Annotated in this window: 18 protein-coding genes; 17 read left to right on the forward strand and 1 reads right to left on the reverse strand. The window is 64.4% G+C overall.

Annotation, left to right across the window (positions count from 1 at the left end; translation table 11 throughout):
* Nucleotides 1–89 precede the first annotated feature (89 nt).
* The 4 genes from ACXAED_RS20405 to ACXAED_RS20420 all read left to right on the forward strand — a co-directional run bounded on the left by ACXAED_RS20405 (nt 90) and on the right by ACXAED_RS20420 (nt 4366).
* Entirely contained in the window at nt 90–1613 is a 1524-nt protein-coding gene (locus tag ACXAED_RS20405) for a replicative DNA helicase (RefSeq protein WP_475052850.1), read from the forward strand.
* 193 nt (nt 1614–1806) lie between these two features.
* Complete coding sequence (gene alr / locus ACXAED_RS20410; protein WP_475052851.1) at nt 1807–2844, forward strand: alanine racemase; 1038 nt, start codon at nt 1807–1809, stop codon at nt 2842–2844.
* Nucleotides 2841–3623, forward strand: coding sequence for an MlaE family ABC transporter permease (locus tag ACXAED_RS20415; RefSeq protein ID WP_475052852.1), 783 nt, complete (start codon nt 2841–2843; stop codon nt 3621–3623). The genes alr and ACXAED_RS20415 overlap by 4 nt, the downstream gene beginning before the upstream one ends.
* Nucleotides 3620–4366 carry an ABC transporter ATP-binding protein gene (locus tag ACXAED_RS20420; protein WP_475052854.1) on the forward strand — a complete coding sequence of 249 codons (747 nt, stop codon included), beginning with the start codon at nt 3620–3622 and terminating at the stop codon, nt 4364–4366. Before ACXAED_RS20415 ends, ACXAED_RS20420 begins: the two co-directional genes overlap by 4 nt.
* 8 nt (nt 4367–4374) lie before the next feature.
* Here the strand turns inward: ACXAED_RS20420 and ACXAED_RS20425 are convergent, their stop codons facing one another.
* The gene (locus ACXAED_RS20425) at nt 4375–4773 is read right to left on the reverse strand and encodes a DUF5071 domain-containing protein (protein ID WP_475052855.1); all 399 of its coding nucleotides are present in this window, start codon (nt 4771–4773) and stop codon (nt 4375–4377) included.
* A gap of 207 nt (nt 4774–4980) precedes the next feature.
* Here ACXAED_RS20425 and ACXAED_RS20430 point away from each other — a divergent pair, with 207 nt between their 5' ends.
* From ACXAED_RS20430 to ACXAED_RS20490, 13 genes are all read left to right on the forward strand, one after another.
* Entirely contained in the window at nt 4981–5421 is a 441-nt protein-coding gene (locus ACXAED_RS20430) for a paraquat-inducible protein A (RefSeq protein ID WP_475052858.1), read from the forward strand.
* Nucleotides 5422–5574: 153 nt separating this feature from the next.
* A complete protein-coding gene (locus ACXAED_RS20435; RefSeq protein ID WP_475052859.1) occupies nt 5575–6357 on the forward strand; it encodes a DNA repair protein in 783 nt (260 codons plus the stop codon).
* A gap of 186 nt (nt 6358–6543) precedes the next feature.
* Nucleotides 6544–7905, forward strand: a complete 1362-nt coding sequence (radA, locus tag ACXAED_RS20440; protein WP_475052861.1) for a DNA repair protein RadA — start codon at nt 6544–6546, stop codon at nt 7903–7905.
* A 42-nt stretch (nt 7906–7947) separates the two neighbouring features.
* The gene (locus ACXAED_RS20445) at nt 7948–8502 is read left to right on the forward strand and encodes a CvpA family protein (protein ID WP_475052863.1); all 555 of its coding nucleotides are present in this window, start codon (nt 7948–7950) and stop codon (nt 8500–8502) included.
* A 388-nt stretch (nt 8503–8890) separates the two neighbouring features.
* The gene (locus ACXAED_RS20450) at nt 8891–9571 is read left to right on the forward strand and encodes a Hint domain-containing protein (protein WP_475052865.1); all 681 of its coding nucleotides are present in this window, start codon (nt 8891–8893) and stop codon (nt 9569–9571) included.
* 272 nt (nt 9572–9843) lie between these two features.
* Nucleotides 9844–11244, forward strand: coding sequence for a selenium-binding protein SBP56-related protein (locus ACXAED_RS20455; protein WP_475052868.1), 1401 nt, complete (start codon nt 9844–9846; stop codon nt 11242–11244).
* Between the two features lie 3 nt (nt 11245–11247).
* Nucleotides 11248–11907, forward strand: a complete 660-nt coding sequence (locus ACXAED_RS20460) for a hypothetical protein (protein WP_475052869.1) — start codon at nt 11248–11250, stop codon at nt 11905–11907.
* A 353-nt stretch (nt 11908–12260) separates the two neighbouring features.
* Nucleotides 12261–13781, forward strand: coding sequence for an amidophosphoribosyltransferase (gene purF, locus ACXAED_RS20465; RefSeq protein WP_475052871.1), 1521 nt, complete (start codon nt 12261–12263; stop codon nt 13779–13781).
* 159 nt (nt 13782–13940) lie between these two features.
* A complete protein-coding gene (locus tag ACXAED_RS20470) occupies nt 13941–14483 on the forward strand; it encodes a DUF2199 domain-containing protein (protein ID WP_475053169.1) in 543 nt (180 codons plus the stop codon).
* A 159-nt stretch (nt 14484–14642) separates the two neighbouring features.
* Nucleotides 14643–14918, forward strand: coding sequence for a hypothetical protein (locus ACXAED_RS20475; RefSeq protein WP_475052872.1), 276 nt, complete (start codon nt 14643–14645; stop codon nt 14916–14918).
* 112 nt (nt 14919–15030) lie between these two features.
* The gene (locus ACXAED_RS20480; protein WP_475052875.1) at nt 15031–15678 is read left to right on the forward strand and encodes an SDR family NAD(P)-dependent oxidoreductase; all 648 of its coding nucleotides are present in this window, start codon (nt 15031–15033) and stop codon (nt 15676–15678) included.
* Nucleotides 15679–15904: 226 nt separating this feature from the next.
* The gene (gene surE, locus ACXAED_RS20485) at nt 15905–16699 is read left to right on the forward strand and encodes a 5'/3'-nucleotidase SurE (protein WP_475052876.1); all 795 of its coding nucleotides are present in this window, start codon (nt 15905–15907) and stop codon (nt 16697–16699) included.
* Nucleotides 16700–16707: 8 nt separating this feature from the next.
* A complete protein-coding gene (locus tag ACXAED_RS20490) occupies nt 16708–17355 on the forward strand; it encodes a protein-L-isoaspartate(D-aspartate) O-methyltransferase (RefSeq protein ID WP_475052877.1) in 648 nt (215 codons plus the stop codon).
* Nucleotides 17356–17368: the final 13 nt, after the last annotated feature.

The following is a 17368-nucleotide window of genomic DNA, read 5'->3' on the forward strand; positions in this document are numbered from 1 at the left end:
GCGGATATCCACAGGGAATCCCCAAAGATTCCCAGATAGGCGAATGGCCCCGCGCACCGTATAAGGCGGCCCGAGAGACGAGAGCAGTGATGAACGAGATTACCCCTTTCGACGGCGACATGCCCCCGCCTGCCCCGATGCCCGAACCCGCCGCGGCACCGGAGGCCGCGATGCCGGACAATGAGCTGCCCCATTCGGTGGAGGCGGAACAGCAGCTTTTGGGTGCGATCCTGACCAACAATGAGGTCTACGACAAGATCGCGCTGATCATCGACTCGTCGCATTTCTATGACCCGGTCCATGCCCGCATCTATGAGGTGGCGGCGGCGCGGATCTCCAAGAACGCGCTGGCCTCGCCGGTGACGCTGAAGGCGTTCCTGGAGGACCACGAGGGGCTGAAGGAGCTTGGCGGGCCGGCCTATCTGGCCAAGCTCGCGGGCGCGTCGATCTCTGCCTTTGCGGTGCGGGATTACGCGCAGATGATCTACGACCTGGCGATCCGGCGCGAGCTGATTGCCCTGGGCCAATCGATTGCAGAAAAGGCACGCCGCGTTGACGTGGCATCAGAACCTAAAGAGCAGATCGTTGAGGCAGAGCAGTCGCTTTACCAGCTGGCGGAGCAAGGCCAGACGGAAAGCGGTTTCAAGTCATTCCTGAAGGCCGTCACAGAAGCGGTCAATGTGACCAACGAGGCGTATCAGCGGGGTGGCGGCATGGCCGGCATCTCGACGGGCCTGATGGACCTCGACAAGCAACTTGGCGGCCTGCATCCCTCGGACCTCCTCATCCTTGCGGGCCGCCCCTCTATGGGTAAGACGTCGCTGGCGACCAACATCGCCTTCAACGTCGCCAAGGCATACAAACGCGGGGTGAAACCCGACGGATCGGAAGGCGCGCTGGATGGCGGCGTGGTCGGGTTCTTCTCGCTTGAGATGAGCGCCGAGCAGCTGGCGGGGCGTATTCTGGCGGAAGCGTCGGAAATCTCCTCGCACAAGATCCGTCAGGGCGACATGACCGAGTCCGAGTTCCGCCGCTTTGTGCAGGCGGCAAAGGACCTGGAAAGCTGCCCGCTGTTCATTGACGACACGCCCGCGATCCCGATCTCGCAGCTGGCTGCACGGGCGCGCCGCCTGAAGCGGACGCACGGGCTGGACCTTCTGGTGATCGACTATCTGCAGCTGTGCCGCGGCATGTCGGACAACCGGGTCAACGAGATTGCCGAAATCTCGATGGGGATGAAGGCGATTGCCAAGGAATTGAACATCCCGGTGATCGCGTTGTCGCAGCTGTCGCGTCAGGTGGAAAACCGCGAGGACAAGCGTCCGCAGCTGTCGGACCTGCGGGAATCGGGCTCCATCGAACAGGACGCCGACGTGGTGATGTTCGTGTTCCGCGAGGAATACTACAAGGAACGGGAAAAGCCCGGCGACCACGAGCTTGAGAAGATGGAAGAGTGGAAGCAGGCGATGGAACGGCTGCACGCCAAGGCCGAGGTGATCGTCGGCAAGCAGCGTCACGGCCCCATCGGCACGGTGGAGCTGTCCTTTGAGGCGCAGTTCACCCGCTTTGGCAACCTCGCCAAACCCTGGCAGCAGGGACAGGAGGAATACTGAGCCCGGCCCGCCCGCGGCGCAGTCAGATTTTACCGTGCGGATGAACCGGGGCCAAAACCCTGCATTCACATCCGCACCAGCCCGGTCCAGCCCCCCCGCAGGACCGGGCTTATTATTCCGGCAACGGCAAACCTCCGCCAGCATTCCGGTTTTTCCCCCTTGACCTGCGCCCTCCCCGTGTCAAGAACACCGCATGAGCACGGCAAGATTGACAATCAACCTGGATGCGCTGGTCACAAACTGGCGGAATCTGGATGCGCTGACTGGCTGCGAGACTGCCGCGGTGGTCAAGGCGAACGGGTATGGCCTGGATGCAGGCCGCGTGGGCAAGGCGCTGGCCAGGGCCGGCGCGCGCAATTTCTTTGTGGCGGCGGCCGAGGAAGGCGGCGCGCTGCGCCGCGCGCTGGGGCCCGGCCCTGGCATCTCGGTGTTTTCCGGCCATATGGAGGGCGACGCCAAGCTGCTGAAGGACTTCAAGCTGACGCCGATGCTGAACTCGCTGGACCAGATGCTGCGCCATTTCGAGACCCTGCCCGGCCACCCGTTCGGGGTGCAGCTGGACAGCGGCATGAACCGGCTGGGAATGGAGCACGGCGAATGGGCCGCGGTGGCTGAGATCGCCCTGGGCCAGAACCCGGTGCTGCTGATGTCGCACTTGGCCTGCGCCGATGAGCCGAGCCACGAAATGAACGCCCGCCAGCTGCAGACCTTCCGCCAAATGACGGACGGTCTGGATATTCCCCGCTCGCTGGCCGCGACCGGCGGGATGCTGCTGGGTTCCGAATACCATTTCGACCTCTGCCGCCCCGGCATCGGCCTCTATGGCGGGATGCCGTTCAAGGATGCGGTGCCGGTGGTGCATCTTGATTTGCCGGTCATTCAGGTGCGCGACCTGGAGCCGGGTGAGACCGCCGGTTACGGCAATGCCTGGGTGGCCGAACGCCCCAGCCGCATCGCCACGGTGGCCGCAGGCTACGCCGATGGCCTGCACCGGGCGATGGGCAATGGCGGCATCCAGGTCTTTGCCGGCGACACCCCCTGCCCCGTGGTGGGCCGGGTCTCGATGGATCTGATCACCGTCGATGTGACCGGTCTGGCAGAGGTGCCGGATACCCTGGCCATTCTTAACGAGCGTCAGACCGTCGACATGCTGGCCGGCGCGGCCGGCACCATCGGCTATGAGATCCTGACCTCCACCGGACACCGCTACGCACGGACCTATCAGGAATGAACCCCATCAGTCTCCTGGCCCGGCTGGGCCGCACCGCGCTGGCCGGAATGGCCGCAGTCGGCCGCGCGGCGCTGTTTGCGCTGGGTGCCTTCAGCCATATGCTGCGCCCGCCCTACTACCCGCGTGAACTGCTGCAGGCGCTGTTGAACATCGGCTGGCTGTCGCTGCCGGTGGTCGGCCTCACCGCAATTTTCACCGGCGGCGCGCTGGCGCTGCAGATATATGCCGGCGGCGCCCGTTTCAACGCCGAGGCCGTGGTGCCGCAGATCGTCGCCATCGGCATGGTGCGCGAGCTGGGGCCGGTGCTGGTCGGCCTGATGATCGCGGCGCGCGTGACGTCTTCCATCGCCGCCGAGATCGCCACCATGAAGGTGACCGAGCAGATCGACGCGCTGGTCACGCTGTCGACCCATCCGATGAAATACCTGGTGGCGCCCCGCGTGCTTGCGGCGCTGATCACCGTGCCGGTGCTGGTCGGTGTCGGCGACATCATCGGCATCATGGGCGGCTATACGGTGGCCGTGCAGAACCTCGGCTTCAACGCCGCAGCCTACCTCAAGAACACGGTCGACTTCCTGGAGCCGCTCGACATCATCTCCTCGCTGGTCAAGGGCGCGGCCTTTGGCACCATCGCGGCGATGATGGGCTGTTACTACGGCATGCAGTCGGGCCGCGGCGCCCAGGGCGTGGGCCGCGCCACCAAAGGCTCCGTCGAGGCCGCCGCGGTGCTGATCCTGGCCGCCAACTTTGTCCTCACAGGGGTGTTCTTCTCGCTATGATCCGCATGGAAAACGTCCACAAAGCCTTTGGCGACAACCAGGTGCTGAACGGCATGACCCTGGAGATCCCCAAAGGCACGTCGATGGTGATCATCGGCGGTTCCGGCACCGGCAAATCGGTGGCTCTGAAAAGCATCCTGGGCCTGATCCAGCCCAACTCCGGCGAAATCTATGTCGATGGCAAGCCCGCAGGCTCCGGTGACCGCGACAAGTTCCTGGCACGGTTCGGGATGCTGTTTCAGGGCGGCGCACTGTTTGACTCGCTCCCGGTCTGGCAGAACGTCGCCTTCCGCCTCTTGCGCGGCGCGCTGAAGCGCCCCACGGAGGAAGCCCGCGCCATTGCCATCGAAAAACTGCGCCGCGTCGGGCTCAAGGCCAAAGTGGCGGACCTCTTCCCGTCTGAGCTGTCCGGCGGGATGCAGAAACGCGTCGGCCTCGCCCGTGCGATTGCGGCGGAACCGGAGATCATCTTTTTCGACGAGCCGACCACCGGCCTGGACCCGATCATGTCCGGCGTCATCAACGACCTGATCCGCGAGATCGTGGTGGAGATGGGCGCAACCGCAATGACCATTACTCACGACATGACCTCTGTGCGCGCCATTGCCGACAACGTGGCGATGCTGCACGGCGGGGTGATCCAATGGACCGGCCCCGTCGCTGAGATGGACCACTCGGGCGACCCTTACATGGAGCAGTTCATCCACGGCCGCGCCGAGGGGCCGATCGAGGCGGTGAGGTAGACCAAGCCTCAGCCGGATATCTTTGAGTGCTGCGCCAACGCCTGTTGCGCAGCACTGTTCACGTCTTCCCTGATCTCTTCATCAGTGGGCTGCTCCACCAAGCGCCGCACGGCAGGCGCTACAAGCACCCAGGTATCGCGTTCAAGTTGCAGTACTAAACCTCTCAGCAACGCACGCTTCCAGGTTGAGTCGGCACCGTTGAGAATGTCACTGAGAACTGGAGCAATGCTGTTCCCGAAGGACGAAAGCAGTATTGCGACCGGCCCGGCAACCGGCCAGTTTTCATCCTGCGTCCACTCGAAAAGCTCTGAAATGGTTTCATTGTCCGGCAGGGAGCCAAGGTTCAAGGCACACTCGACAGCCTGCACATCAAACTTGTTCTGAGGAATAGGAAAAGAATGTGTCATGCAAACGCATGTACCAAGTTCCACTTGTGACTGAAACACCCAGGCAAACGGCTGACAGCACCTCATCATTTCGCCTTTGCGAAAATACTTCCGCCGGAGGCAGCCGGCACAAGGCCTGCGCCACGGCTGATTGGTCCGCCAGCGTTTTCCCCCTTTCAAATCGCGCACTGAACCCGCAAGTCTTGGCGGACCTGCTAAAGAGCCGCCATGACCCTCCGCCTCCTCACCCTGTCGCTGCTGATCCTATACCCCGTCGCATGGTTTGCCCCCTTGATGCGGGCGGGGCTGCTGCCGATTTTCGGCCTCAGCGAAATTTCGGTGATCACAGGACTGCAGTCCCTGTGGGGCAGCGACGCGGTGCTGGCGCTGATCGTCACCTTCTTTGCGATCTTTGCTCCCTACCTCAAAACCATCGGCCTGGCACTGGTGCAGTGGAACCTGCTGGATGCGCGGCTGCTGCCGGTGTTGCATGTGCTGGGCAAGCTGGCGATGGCCGATGTGTTCCTGATCGCGCTCTATATCACGCTGGCCAAAGGCATCGGTCTCGCCACCATCGAAACCGCCTGGGGGCTCTATCTCTTTACTGGCTGCATCCTGGCCTCGCTGGTGCTGGGCATGGCAAATACGCCTCAGGCATTGAAGAAATAAATCAGCGGATAGTTGCCTAGATTTTGATTCTTGTGCAACATTTTGCCGACGAACCGCGTTGTTGTGTTCCGTGGGTGCCGCCGTGGACGGCCTGACAAGGCCCCCCCCCTGCCACCGGCCCCCGGGTGGTTTCGGTATTATGGAGGGGTTTTCATGTCCGCCGTTCACACTGTCCTGTTCAAATCCCAGGCGCTGTTCCTGCGCCTCACGTTTGCGCTGATCTGCATTGCCGCCCTCGGCGCGGTCATAGCGACTGCGCTGTCCGCCGCCGGTGTCTGGCCTTGGCTGTCGCTGCAGGCGGGGCTGGACGGGACCTATTACCCGCAGGCAGGCATGGTGGCGCAGATCACGTTGACTGCGCTGGTCCTGATGCTGGCGTTTTTTCTGCCCGCCAACGGCCGCATGCTGGCGCTGGAGAACTCGCACCGCAAGTTCACCGTGCAGATGGAGGATGTCGCCCGCGCCTATCACACCGCCCATGCCGGCGACCGCAAGGGGCTGTTCAACGCCCGGTCCGAATTCGACGCGGTGAAGGAACGGCTGGCCTTTATGCGCAACCACCCGGACCTGGGCGAGCTGGAGCCTGAAGTGCTGGAGCTGGCGGCGCAGATGAGCCAGGTCAGCCAGGACCTCGCCAGTACCTATTCGGACGCCAACGTCGAGCGCGCCCGCACCTTCCTGAAGCAGCGCCAGGAGGAACTGGATGGCTTTCAGGCCCGGCTGGAGGACGCTAAGATGGTGATGCACGAGCTGCGCCAATGGACCCGGGACGTGGAAATCGAGGAATCACTGGCAAAGTCGCACCTCGGCCGCCTGCGCGAGGAGCTGTTCGAGCTGCTGCCGGAACTGTCGGCCCAGCTGCAAAGCCCGCCGGACGGCACCGATCCCGAAAGCAGCAGCGTGGTCGCGATGAAGCCGCCGCGGCGCGCAGACTGACTGGGATCGGGGGCGCTGCCCCCGGCCCTCCCGGGCCTCCCCCGGGATACTTGAGGCCAGATAAATGAAGGATCCGGTCTTCATCTGGCCGCAAATATCCCGGAGCGCGAGGCAGCGCCTCGCATCCTGCGCCGCAGCGCCCGCAGCCCTCTTGAACAAAAGGGAAACATCTGCCACTGATCCGGCATGGCAAAAAAATCTTTCTCCTGCTCGGCCTGCGGGGCCAGCTTCTCCAAATGGTCGGGCCGCTGCGAAGGCTGCGGCGAGTGGAACACCATCAGCGAGGATCAGGGGCTGTCGTCCGGCCCTGCCAAGAAGTCCTTGGGCGTCAAGCGCGGGCGCACAATCCAGCTGACGGATCTGTCTGCGCGGGAAACCCCGCCGCCGCGCACCTGCTGCGGTGTCGGAGAGCTGGATCGGGTGCTGGGCGGCGGGCTGGTGCCGGCCTCGGCCATTCTTGTGGGCGGCGATCCAGGGATCGGCAAGTCCACCCTCTTGCTGCAGGCGGCGGCACGGTTTGCCCATGCGGGGCTCAAGACCGTCTATGTCAGCGGCGAGGAAGCCTCGGCCCAGGTGCGGATGCGGGCGCAGCGGCTGGGGCTGGCGGATGCGCCGGTGCAGCTGGCGGCCGAGACCAACCTGCGCGATATCCTCACCACGCTGGAGGCCGAGAGACCACAGCTGGCGATCATCGACTCGATCCAGACCATGTGGGCAGATCATGTAGACAGCGCGCCGGGGTCCGTCAGCCAGGTGCGGGCGGCGGCGCATGAGCTGACCACCTTTGCCAAACGGCACGGCATTTCCGTCATCATGGTCGGCCATGTCACCAAAGAGGGCCAGATCGCAGGCCCCCGTGTGGTCGAGCATATGGTCGATACCGTCCTCTATTTCGAAGGCGAGCGCGGCCATCAGTTCCGCATTCTGCGCGCGGTCAAGAACCGCTTTGGCCCGGCGGATGAGATCGGCGTCTTCGAGATGACCGGCGGCGGCCTCAGCGAGGTTGTGAACCCCTCTGCCCTGTTCCTGTCCGAACGCGGCGAGCCGTCGCCCGGCTCGGTGGTGTTTGCGGGCATCGAAGGCACCCGGCCCGTCCTGGTCGAAATGCAGGCGCTGATTGCGCCTTCGCCGCATTCGCAGCCGCGCCGGGCTGTGGTCGGCTGGGACAGCTCGCGGCTGGCGATGATCCTGGCGGTGCTGGAGGCGCGCTGCGGCATTCCGTTTGCCGGGCTGGATGTCTATCTGAACGTCGCGGGCGGCATGAAGATTTCCGAACCGGCCGCCGACCTGGCAGTGGCGGCGGCGCTGCTGAGTGCGCGGGAAGACGTCGCTTTGCCCGCCGATACCGCGGTTTTCGGAGAAATTTCGCTATCTGGCGCCCTGCGCCCGGCGCCGCAGACCGAAAACCGGTTGAAAGAGGCGCAAAAACTTGGTTTCACGGCGGCGATTGCCCCTGGCGGCAGCAAAACCGTGTCCGTGAACGGCCTGAACTTGCGAAAGTCCAGCGACCTGGCCGGTTTTGTTGGCGAATTCTTCGGGGCCGGCTAAAGTCGCAAAAAATTTGATATCGCAGGCAAACGGGCGAGGGACATGGAAGGTTTCACAATCATCGACGGGGTCGTGGCCCTGGTCATCGTCGTATCAGCGCTGCTGGCCTATTCGCGCGGGTTCGTGCGCGAAGCCATGGCCATTGCCGGCTGGATCGCCGCGGGTGTGCTGGCCTTCATCTTCGCGCCGCAGGTGGAGCCGCTGATGGCGGAGATCCCGGTTGCCGGCGAATTCATCGCGGACAGCTGCGAATTGTCGATCATCGCCGCCTTTGCGGCAGTGTTCGCACTGGCGCTGATCGTGGTCTCCTTCTTTACACCGCTGTTCTCCACCCTGGTGCAACGCTCGGCGCTTGGCGGGGTTGATCAGGGCGCGGGCTTCTTCTTTGGGGTGCTGCGCGGCATCCTGCTGGTGGCGATTGCCTTCTTCCTCTATGCCGTGGTGATGACCGGGCAGAGTTTTACCGTTGTCGACGAAAGCCGCTCTGCCGTGGTGTTTGAGCGCATGATCGGCAAGATCGAGGAGCGCAATCCGGAGCAGGCCCTGGGCTGGGTCACCGAGCAGTATGAGGCGCTGATCGGCAGCTGCGGCCAGTAACCGCCCGCCAGACATCGCCGGAACAGAACCGCACGGGCGCCTCAAGGGCGCCCGTTTTGCTTTGGCCGCAATGTATTCACACATTTATCCACAGCCCGGGCGCTGCAAAGGTTAACAGCGCAATCGAGCGTTAACGCCCTGTTAACGAACGGGAATCGCGAGTTGCGGCACAACCCTTCCGAGCGCAATCCGGCGGTTAAATCTTAACAAATCCTCACGCTGCACCGTCAAAAGGTTAACAATACCGCGCAAATTCGCGGTTTTGTCCCCAGAAAACTGCGCCATCCCGGAAGGAGCCGCACGCTCGCCCCAATTTGGTCCCAATTCGGGGGCCACATGGCATCAACGGCAAAACGCCGGGCCATAGAAGCTCAGAAGGGACGATACGATGCAGCTGGATCACACCACACACTTTGCCGACTTCCTGCCGGTTGATGTGCTGCTGCGGACCGATCTGCTGCCGGAAACCGCCAAGCCGGCGCCGAAACGCGCCCGCATCCGCAGCGGCGGCTTCCTGCCTGATACCCTGGTCGAGACTGAAGAGGGCTTTAAACAGGCCCGCGACGTAAAGCCCGGCGACATGGTGTTCACCTTCGACGGTGGCGCCCAGGAAGTGAAATCGGTCCGCCACGCGGTTCCGCGCCTGACCACCCTGATGCATGTGCCTGCCGGCGCTCTGGGCAATGACACCGACCTGATGCTGCCCTCCGACCAGAAAGTGGCGCTGGAGATGGACACCGCCGAGCGCCTGTTCGGGCTGCCGGTTGTGGTCACCAAGCTGATCGCCCTGGCCGGCTACAAGGGCATCGCTGCCGCAGCGCCTGAGCGCCTGGGCCGCATCCATTTTGAATTCGAGGAAGAAGAGCTGGTCTGGGCCGAAAGCGGCATGCTGATGCCTGCCGGTGATGACGCCCAGGATTCCGCCTTCCACCAGCTGTCGCTGACCGAGACCCGCCAGGTGCTGGCCAGCGACGCGGGCCGCGCCCTTGCGGAAACCGGCATGGGCGACGAAGACGCCCGCCTGCCCGCACCGCTGGGCAATCTGCTGGACCGCATTCTGGCAGCCTGATCCCGAAACGTTTTTCCCTCCCCACCTCCGGCCCGCCTTCCTGCGGGCCTTTTCTTTTGCGCCGCCACTTCGCCGCAGAAACAAGCGTTCTCCGTCCCCCGTCACCACCGGCCGATCACCGCGCTTCGCGGCCGGTCCAGCAGAACGAACGTTCTGCCCGGCAGCATGTTTTCAAAAAAATTTGCCCGAAATCCGGATGTGTGACAGCATCACCCCGGGCGCACCTAGAAGACCAAAGTTTCAGGCGCCTGTTTTCCAGGGAGGATTTGACGATGAACTTGAGGCCTGACCCCACTTTTCATGCCACCCCCAGGCTTGCCATGGAGGCCCCGGCGGAAACGCTGGCCTTTACCCTGATGCTCAGTCCGGACGGCTCCCAGCCCGACGGTCTGGCGGTGGTCGATGTCGACCCGAAATCCGACAGCTACGGCGAGATCGTGCATCAGCTGATCATGCCCAACAAGGGCGACGAGTTTCACCACTTCGGCTGGAACGCCTGCTCCTCGTCGCTGTCGCCGCTGTCCGGCCACGCGTTTCTGGAGCGGCGCTATCTTATCATTCCCGGCATCCGCTCCAGCCGGATCTATGTGATCGACGTGAAAGAGCCGCGCGAGGCGAAGATCCACAAGATCATCGAACCTGAAGAAGTCTTTGCCAAGACCGGCTATTCGCGCCCGCACACCATCCATTGCGGCCCCGAGGGCATTTATGTCTCGACCCTGGGCGGCGGCGGAGAGGACGGCACCGACGGCCCGCCCGGCATCTTCATCATGGATTGCGAAACCTTCGAGATCCTGGGCCGCTACGAGATGGACCGCGGCAAGCAGGACAAGCATTATGACTTCTGGTGGAACCTGCCGCGCGACTACATGGTGAGTTCGGAATGGGGCCTGCCGCCGCAGTTCGAGAACGGCATCGTGGCGGAGGACCTGCTCAGCAACAAATACGGCCATTCGATTCATTTCTGGAACCTGCGCGAACGCAAGAACGTGCAGACGATCGACCTGGGCGAAAACCACCAGATGGCTCTGGAGATCCGCCCCGCGCATGATCCGTCCAAGGATTACGGCTTTTGCGGCGTGGTGGTTGATACCACCAACCTGCAGGGCGCGATCTTCACCTGGTGGCAGAAGGACGACGGCACCTTTGAGGCCAAGAAGACCATCACCATCGACCCGCGGCCCGAGAAGCCGGAAAACCTGCCGCCGCTCTTGCAGGGGTTCGAGGCGGTGCCGCCCCTGGTCACCGATATCGACCTGAGCCTCGATGACATGTTCCTCTATGTGGCCTGCTGGGGGCTGGGCGAGATGCATCAGTATGATGTCTCTGACCCGATGAACCCCAAGCTGGCCGGCAAGGTTGAGATCGGCGGCATCGCCCGCGGCACCAAGCACCCGAACGGCAAGGATTTTGCCTATGGCCCGCAGATGGTCGAGATCAGCCGCGACGGCAAGCGCGTCTACTGGACCAACTCGCTTTATTCCACTTGGGATGACCAGTTCTATCCGGACTCCGGGGGTGGTCAGATGGTGATGGCCAACGCGGGCGAAAACGGCGGGCTGGAGCTGGACAAGGACTTCTATGTGGAGTTCCCCAAGGGCTACCGCAGCCACCAGATCCGGCTGGAAGGGGGCGACTGCTCCACCGACAGCTTCTGCTACCCCTCCGTCTGACGCGTGGCAGACATCAGCACGGCGGCGGCCCTGTGGGGGGCCGTTGCCGCCTCTGGCGTGTATCACGGGGTGAACCCCGGCATGGGCTGGCCCTTGGCGGTGTCAGCCGCGCTGATGGACCGGAAGCAGGGCAGCCTGTGGCGGGCGCTGGCCGCGCTGGCGGCCGGGCACCTTTTGGCGATGGCGGCGATCCTGTTTCCCTTCTCGGCGCTGATGGTGCTGGCAGAGTGGCAGCGCGAGATCCAGATCGGCGCCGCCTGCCTGGTGATCGCCCTCGGCCTTTATCTGCTGGTCAACCGGCGCCACCCGCGGTTTCTGGCGCGGGTGCCACCTTCGCGGTTGGCGCTGTGGTCGTTCCTGGCGGCGATGGCGCATGGCGCGGGGCTGATGCTGGTGCCGATCTACCTTGGCATCTGCCGCACCATCGAAACGGACGCGGGCCACGCCGCTGCGGGCACGCTGATCACCGGAAATGCCGGCATAGCCGCGCTGGTGGCGGTGCTCCACACCCTGGCGATGACCGCTGCGGGCGGCGTGCTGGCCTACGGGATCTACCGCTGGGTGGGGCTGAAATTCCTGTCCAAGGGCTGGTTCAACCTGGACCTGGTCTGGGCGCTGAGCCTGGTGCTGGTCGGGTCTATCTCGCTGCTGACGCTTCACTGAGGCACAGCGTGGAAAGATCTGAAAACCGCCCTGCCCGCTACCTGCCGCCGCAGCGCAGCAGGGATTTGTGATCCTTTGATGACAGAGGGAAAGAAAGCCACTATGTGAGGGCGCGAACAGGAAACGGATTCGGAGCCTCACCGCCTTGCCGCTGCTGCCCGCCTGCCTTTGTGGAGATGACCTGACGCGCCCGGCGCCGGGGTCCGTTGCCGCAACTGGCGCTCAGGCAACCGGCCGGAAGGCGGCCGAAGCAGCCGGATTGGCGCCCCGGCGCACAAATGCGCTAGACTGCCGGCACCACCGCTTCCAACAGCCATCGAACAGCAAAGCCTAAGTGGGATTGGAGCCAGCCAATGTGCGGGATTTTGGGGATCGCAAGCCGGGACACGGAAGTCTTTGCGGAAATTTATGACGGGCTCTTGATGCTGCAGCACCGCGGCCAGGACGCCTCCGGCATCGTGACCTACACCGGCGAGTTCTTTCGCGAGCGTAAGGAAAACGGCCTGGTCAAGGATGTGTTCGGCCCCGCAGACGCCGAGACCCTGACCGGCCGCGTCGGCATGGGCCACGTGCGCTACCCCACCGCGGGTTCGCTCAGCGCCACCGAGGCGCAGCCGTTCTTCGTCAACGCGCCCTATGGCATCTATCTGGTCCACAACGGCAATATCACCAACACCGCCGAGCAGCGCGAGAAGGTGACCGGCAAATACAGCCGCCATCTTCGCACCACCTCGGATTCGGAAATCCTGCTGAACGTGCTGGCCGACAAGGTCGCCGATGCCATCAAGGTGAACGGCAACGCCGAGCCGATCCGCAACATCTTTGCCGGCGTCAAGATGACCATGGAGCGGGTGCAGGGCGCCTATTCCGTGCTGTGCATGATTGCCGGTGTCGGCATGCTGGCCTTCCGCGACCCCCACGGCATCCGGCCGCTGTCGCTGGGCAAGCGCCCGGCGCAGGGTGCGGGCGATGATTACTGCATTGCCTCCGAGGACGTGGCCTTTGGCATCAACGGCTTTGAGAAGGTCCGCGACGTTAAGGCCGGCGAGGCGGTTCTGATCGACCTCGACGGCAAACTGCATACCTTCCAGGCGGTCGAGGGCAAGCTGACCCCCTGTATCTTTGAGTACGTCTACCTGGCACGTCCCGACTCGATGATGGACGGCGTCTCCGTCTACAAGACCCAGCTGCGCATGGGTCAGGCGCTGGCCAAGCAGATTCAGGAGTCCGGCCTGGAAATCGACAGCATCATCCCGGTGCCCGATTCGGCCCGCCCCGTGGCGCTGGAAGTCGCCAACTCCACCGGCATCCGCTACCGCGAGGGGCTGGTCAAGAACCGCTACGTCGGCCGCACCTTCATCATGCCGGGCCAGGCGGAGCGGCAGAAATCGGTGCGCCGCAAGCTCAATGCGATCCCGCTGGAGTTCAAGGACCGTAACGTGCTGCTGATCGACGATTCCATCGTGCGCGGCAACACCATCAAGAAGATCGTGCAGATGTGCCGCGAAGCCGGCGCCAAGAAGGTCTATATCGCCTCCGCCTCGCCGCCGGTGAAATACCCGAACGTCTATGGCATCGACATGCCGACCAAGCATGAGCTGATCGCAAATGGCCTCAGCATCGAGGAAATCCGCGACGAGCTGGGTGCCGATGCGCTGTTCTATCAGAAGCTCGAAGACCTGATCTGGGCGGCGCAGGAAGGCAACCCGGACATCCAGGGATTTGACTGCTCCTGCTTTGACGGCAACTACATCACCGGTGTCACCGAGGAGTATCTGGCGGCGCTGGAAGGCAGCAGCCGCGTGAGTGCCAAGATCAAGGACATGCCGGTGCCCGGCGCCTCTTGGAACGCCTCCAACCTGGCCTCCGGCTGACCCCTCCCTGCCCCGTTCCTGTAACGGGGGTTTGAACTTCCGGCCGCATCCGCGTATGAGGGCCGCGAACACTGCATAGACAAGGCGCTGGCCGTGACGGCCCGCGCCTTTTTATGCTTCCAGACGAAAGGCCGCCCCTTGGACGCGCATCTTGCCCGCATGCTGACCTCTCCGCGCCAGTGCCGCTGCTGCGGCGCCACCTTTGCGCAACTGCTGAGCCTCAGCTGCGACCGGCCCGACATCTGCTCAGAGGATATGGAGGTGGAAGACAACTCCGCCGTTCTCGCCACCCGAGGCGATATCCTGACCGAGGATTTCTGCCGCCTGGGCGATCTGCGCTTTGTCCGTGCGGTGCTGGCGATCCCGCTGTCCGGCAGCCGCGGCGAGGAGTTTCTCCTGGGCACCTGGGCCAGCCTCAGCCGCGATGACTTCGACGCCTATCTCGACCTCTTTGAGATGCGCGAGACGGAAAAGCTGGGCGACCGCCCGGCCTGGCTGGCCAATGCGATCCCGCCGGACATGCCGATGCCCGCGGGCTGCGTGCTGGAGATGCGCCCCGAAGGCCAGTACCCGGAACTGAAGGTCACTGAGCATAACCACCCGCTCTACCCGCTGCAAAAGGACGGCGCCGCGCTGGAGGAGCTTTTGGAGCTGCTCTATGCCTATGGCCACGATCTGCCCTCGCTGGTGTTTGACGCCTGATTTTCAAGCACCTGTGCCGGTACCACTGCTGGCGCGGCGGCGGGCTTCCACTCATCGTGCCCGGGCCGCTCCGCGGCTTCCCGCCGAGTTCTGCAGAGGCTGGTTGAAGAGAACCGGCAGATTGTCCAGATACGCCCGGACAGATTGGGGATGGACGACATGGCAAACGCAGAACAGGCGGGCGGCACCTCCGCCAAGGTGGCCGGGCTGGCCACGCAGGACAACGCAGTGAACCGCAACCGGCTTAACCTCCTGGGTGTCTACGGCCCCGAGGACAGCCTGACCGCGCTGGTGCGCCTGCCCAGCGGCCGCACCAAAACCGTGTCGCGCGGCGCCCGCCTGTCCTCCCTGGGCCGGGTGGTGGCAATCGACGCCCACGGCCTGGTCCTCAGCGCCAACGGCGAAACCAAGCGCCTGCCGATGCCCGGCAGCTGACTGCGGGAGCTGCGCAAATTTCTTCGAAGAAATTTGCCAGGAATTTTTGAAAATTCCTGCCCCGGGCCGCGGCCTCTTGACCTGCCTTCGCCCGCGGCCCAAGAAGGCGCCCATGACAGAAAAGCTCGCTCTCATCACCGGCGCATCCCGCGGCCTCGGCAACGCCCTGGCCGAGGCGCTTGCGCCCACTCATCACATCGTCGCCGTTGCCCGCACCACCGGTGCGCTGGAAGAGCTCGACGACCGTATCAAGGCAGCGGGCGGCAGCGCCACCCTGGCGCCGATGGACATCACCGTGCCGGAGGCAATGGCAACACTGTGCCGCGGCATCCACGACCGCTGGGGCAAGCTGGACCTGTGGCTGCACACCGCGATCCACGCCACCGCCCTGTGCCCGGTGCCGTCGGTGGCCGCCAAGGACTGGACCAAGGCTATGGCCATCAACGCCACCGCTACCTCGGTGCTGATCCCCTACGTCGCGCCCTTGCTGGGCCAGACAGGGCGTGCGGTGTTCTTTGACGACCCCAAGGCGGGCGAAAAGTTTTACGGCACCTACGGCGCCACCAAGGCTGCCCAGATGGCGCTGGCCCGCAGCTGGCAGGCGGAAACCGAACGCACCGGCCCGCAGGTGCGCATTCTGGAGCCGAAGCCGATGGCCACCGCCCTGCGCGCCCGCTTCCACCCGGGCGAAGACCGCGATGCGCTGACCCCGATCCAGGACGAGGCCGCGCGCCTGCTGCCGCAGATCCTGGCAGACTGACACCTGCAGCCTGACCGCGCCGCGCATCGCGCGGCGCCCGGCCCAACGCCTGAACCGGCATCTTTGATGCGGGTCCAGGGGGCGGGAGCGCGCCCTGCCGCGCCGCCTGTTGCCTCCCTGCCCCGCTTTTCGGCGGATGACGCTTCCCCCCGCGAAAACCTTGCCCCGTTCCGGCACAGGTCCTATTCAATCGAAAACCCGGTTGAAGACGGCAGGCAGACACCCCATGCGCATTCTGATCACCAATGACGACGGCATCAGCGCCGAAGGGCTCACCATCCTCGAATCCATCGCCCATGAGGTCGCAGGCCCCGATGGCGAGGTCTGGACCGTGGCACCGGCCTTTGAGCAGTCCGGCGTCGCCCATTGCATCAGCTACACCCGCCCCACCATGCTCAGCCAGCTGAGCGAACGCCGCTTTGCCGCCGAAGGCTCGCCTGCCGACTGCGTGCTGGCGGGCCTGCACGTGGTCATGCACGGCCAAAGGCCCGACCTGGTGCTGTCCGGCGTGAACCGCGGCAACAACTCGGCGGAAAACGCGCTTTACTCCGGCACACTGGGCGGCGCGATGGAGGCCGCTTTGCAGGGCATCCCGGCGATGGCGCTGTCGCAGTATTACGGGCCGGCCAACCGGGAAACGGACAATCCGTTTGAGGCCTCCGCGGTGCACGGTGCCGCCCTGATCAAGAGGATCCTGACCGCCCAGCCGCAGGATGCGCAGGACTACCGCCTGTTTTACAACATCAACTTTCCGCCGGTCCCGGCGGCGGACGTCAAGGGCTCCTGCGTCGTGCCGCAGGGCTACCGCCACGGCTGCCATTTTTCGGCCGAGGAGCAGCTGTCGCCCACCGGCCGCCGCTACCTGTGGATCCGCGGCGGCAACCAGCACGTCGAGGCCACCCCCGGCTCCGACGCTGCGGTCAACCTGGACGGTTACATCTCCGTCACCCCGATGCGCGCCGACCTGACCGCGCACGACGCCCTGCAAGCGCTGAAGGCGGTCGAATGGACGGACGAGTGAGCGCAGCAATGAGCGGACCCGATCCGGAAACCAAGATGCAGTTCCTGTACTCCGTGCGCTCGCGCGGGGTGACCGACCAGCAGGTGCTGGAGGCGATCGAGGAGATCGACCGCGGATTGTTCGTGCGCGGCATCTTCTCAGATCGCGCCTATGAGGACGTGCCGCTGCCGATCGCCTGCGGCCAGACCATCTCGCAGCCTTCTGTCGTCGGCATGATGACCCAGGCGCTGCAGATCTCGCCGCGCGACACCGTGCTGGAGGTGGGCACAGGCTCCGGCTACCAGGCCGCGATCCTGTCCAAGCTGGCGCGCCGGGTCTACACCATCGACCGCCACTCCCGGCTGGTGGGCGAGGCGCGGTCAGTGTTCGATAAGCTTCGGCTCTCCAACGTGACCTCGCTGGTGGGGGATGGCAGCCACGGGCTGCCGGACCAGGCGCCGTTCGACCGCATCATCGTGACTGCCGCCGCCGAGGACCCGCCCGGCCCGCTGCTGGCGCAGCTCAAGACCGGCGGCATCATGGTGCTTCCGGTGGGCCAGTCGGACCACGTTCAGACCCTGATCCGGGTGCGCAAAACCGGGGACGGGCTGGAGTACGATGAGCTGCGCCCGGTGCGTTTCGTGCCGCTGCTCGAAGGGCTGGGCAAGGACAGCTAGGGCTGCTGCCGCA

This window comes from Leisingera sp. ABM4_103, from assembly GCF_056158685.1.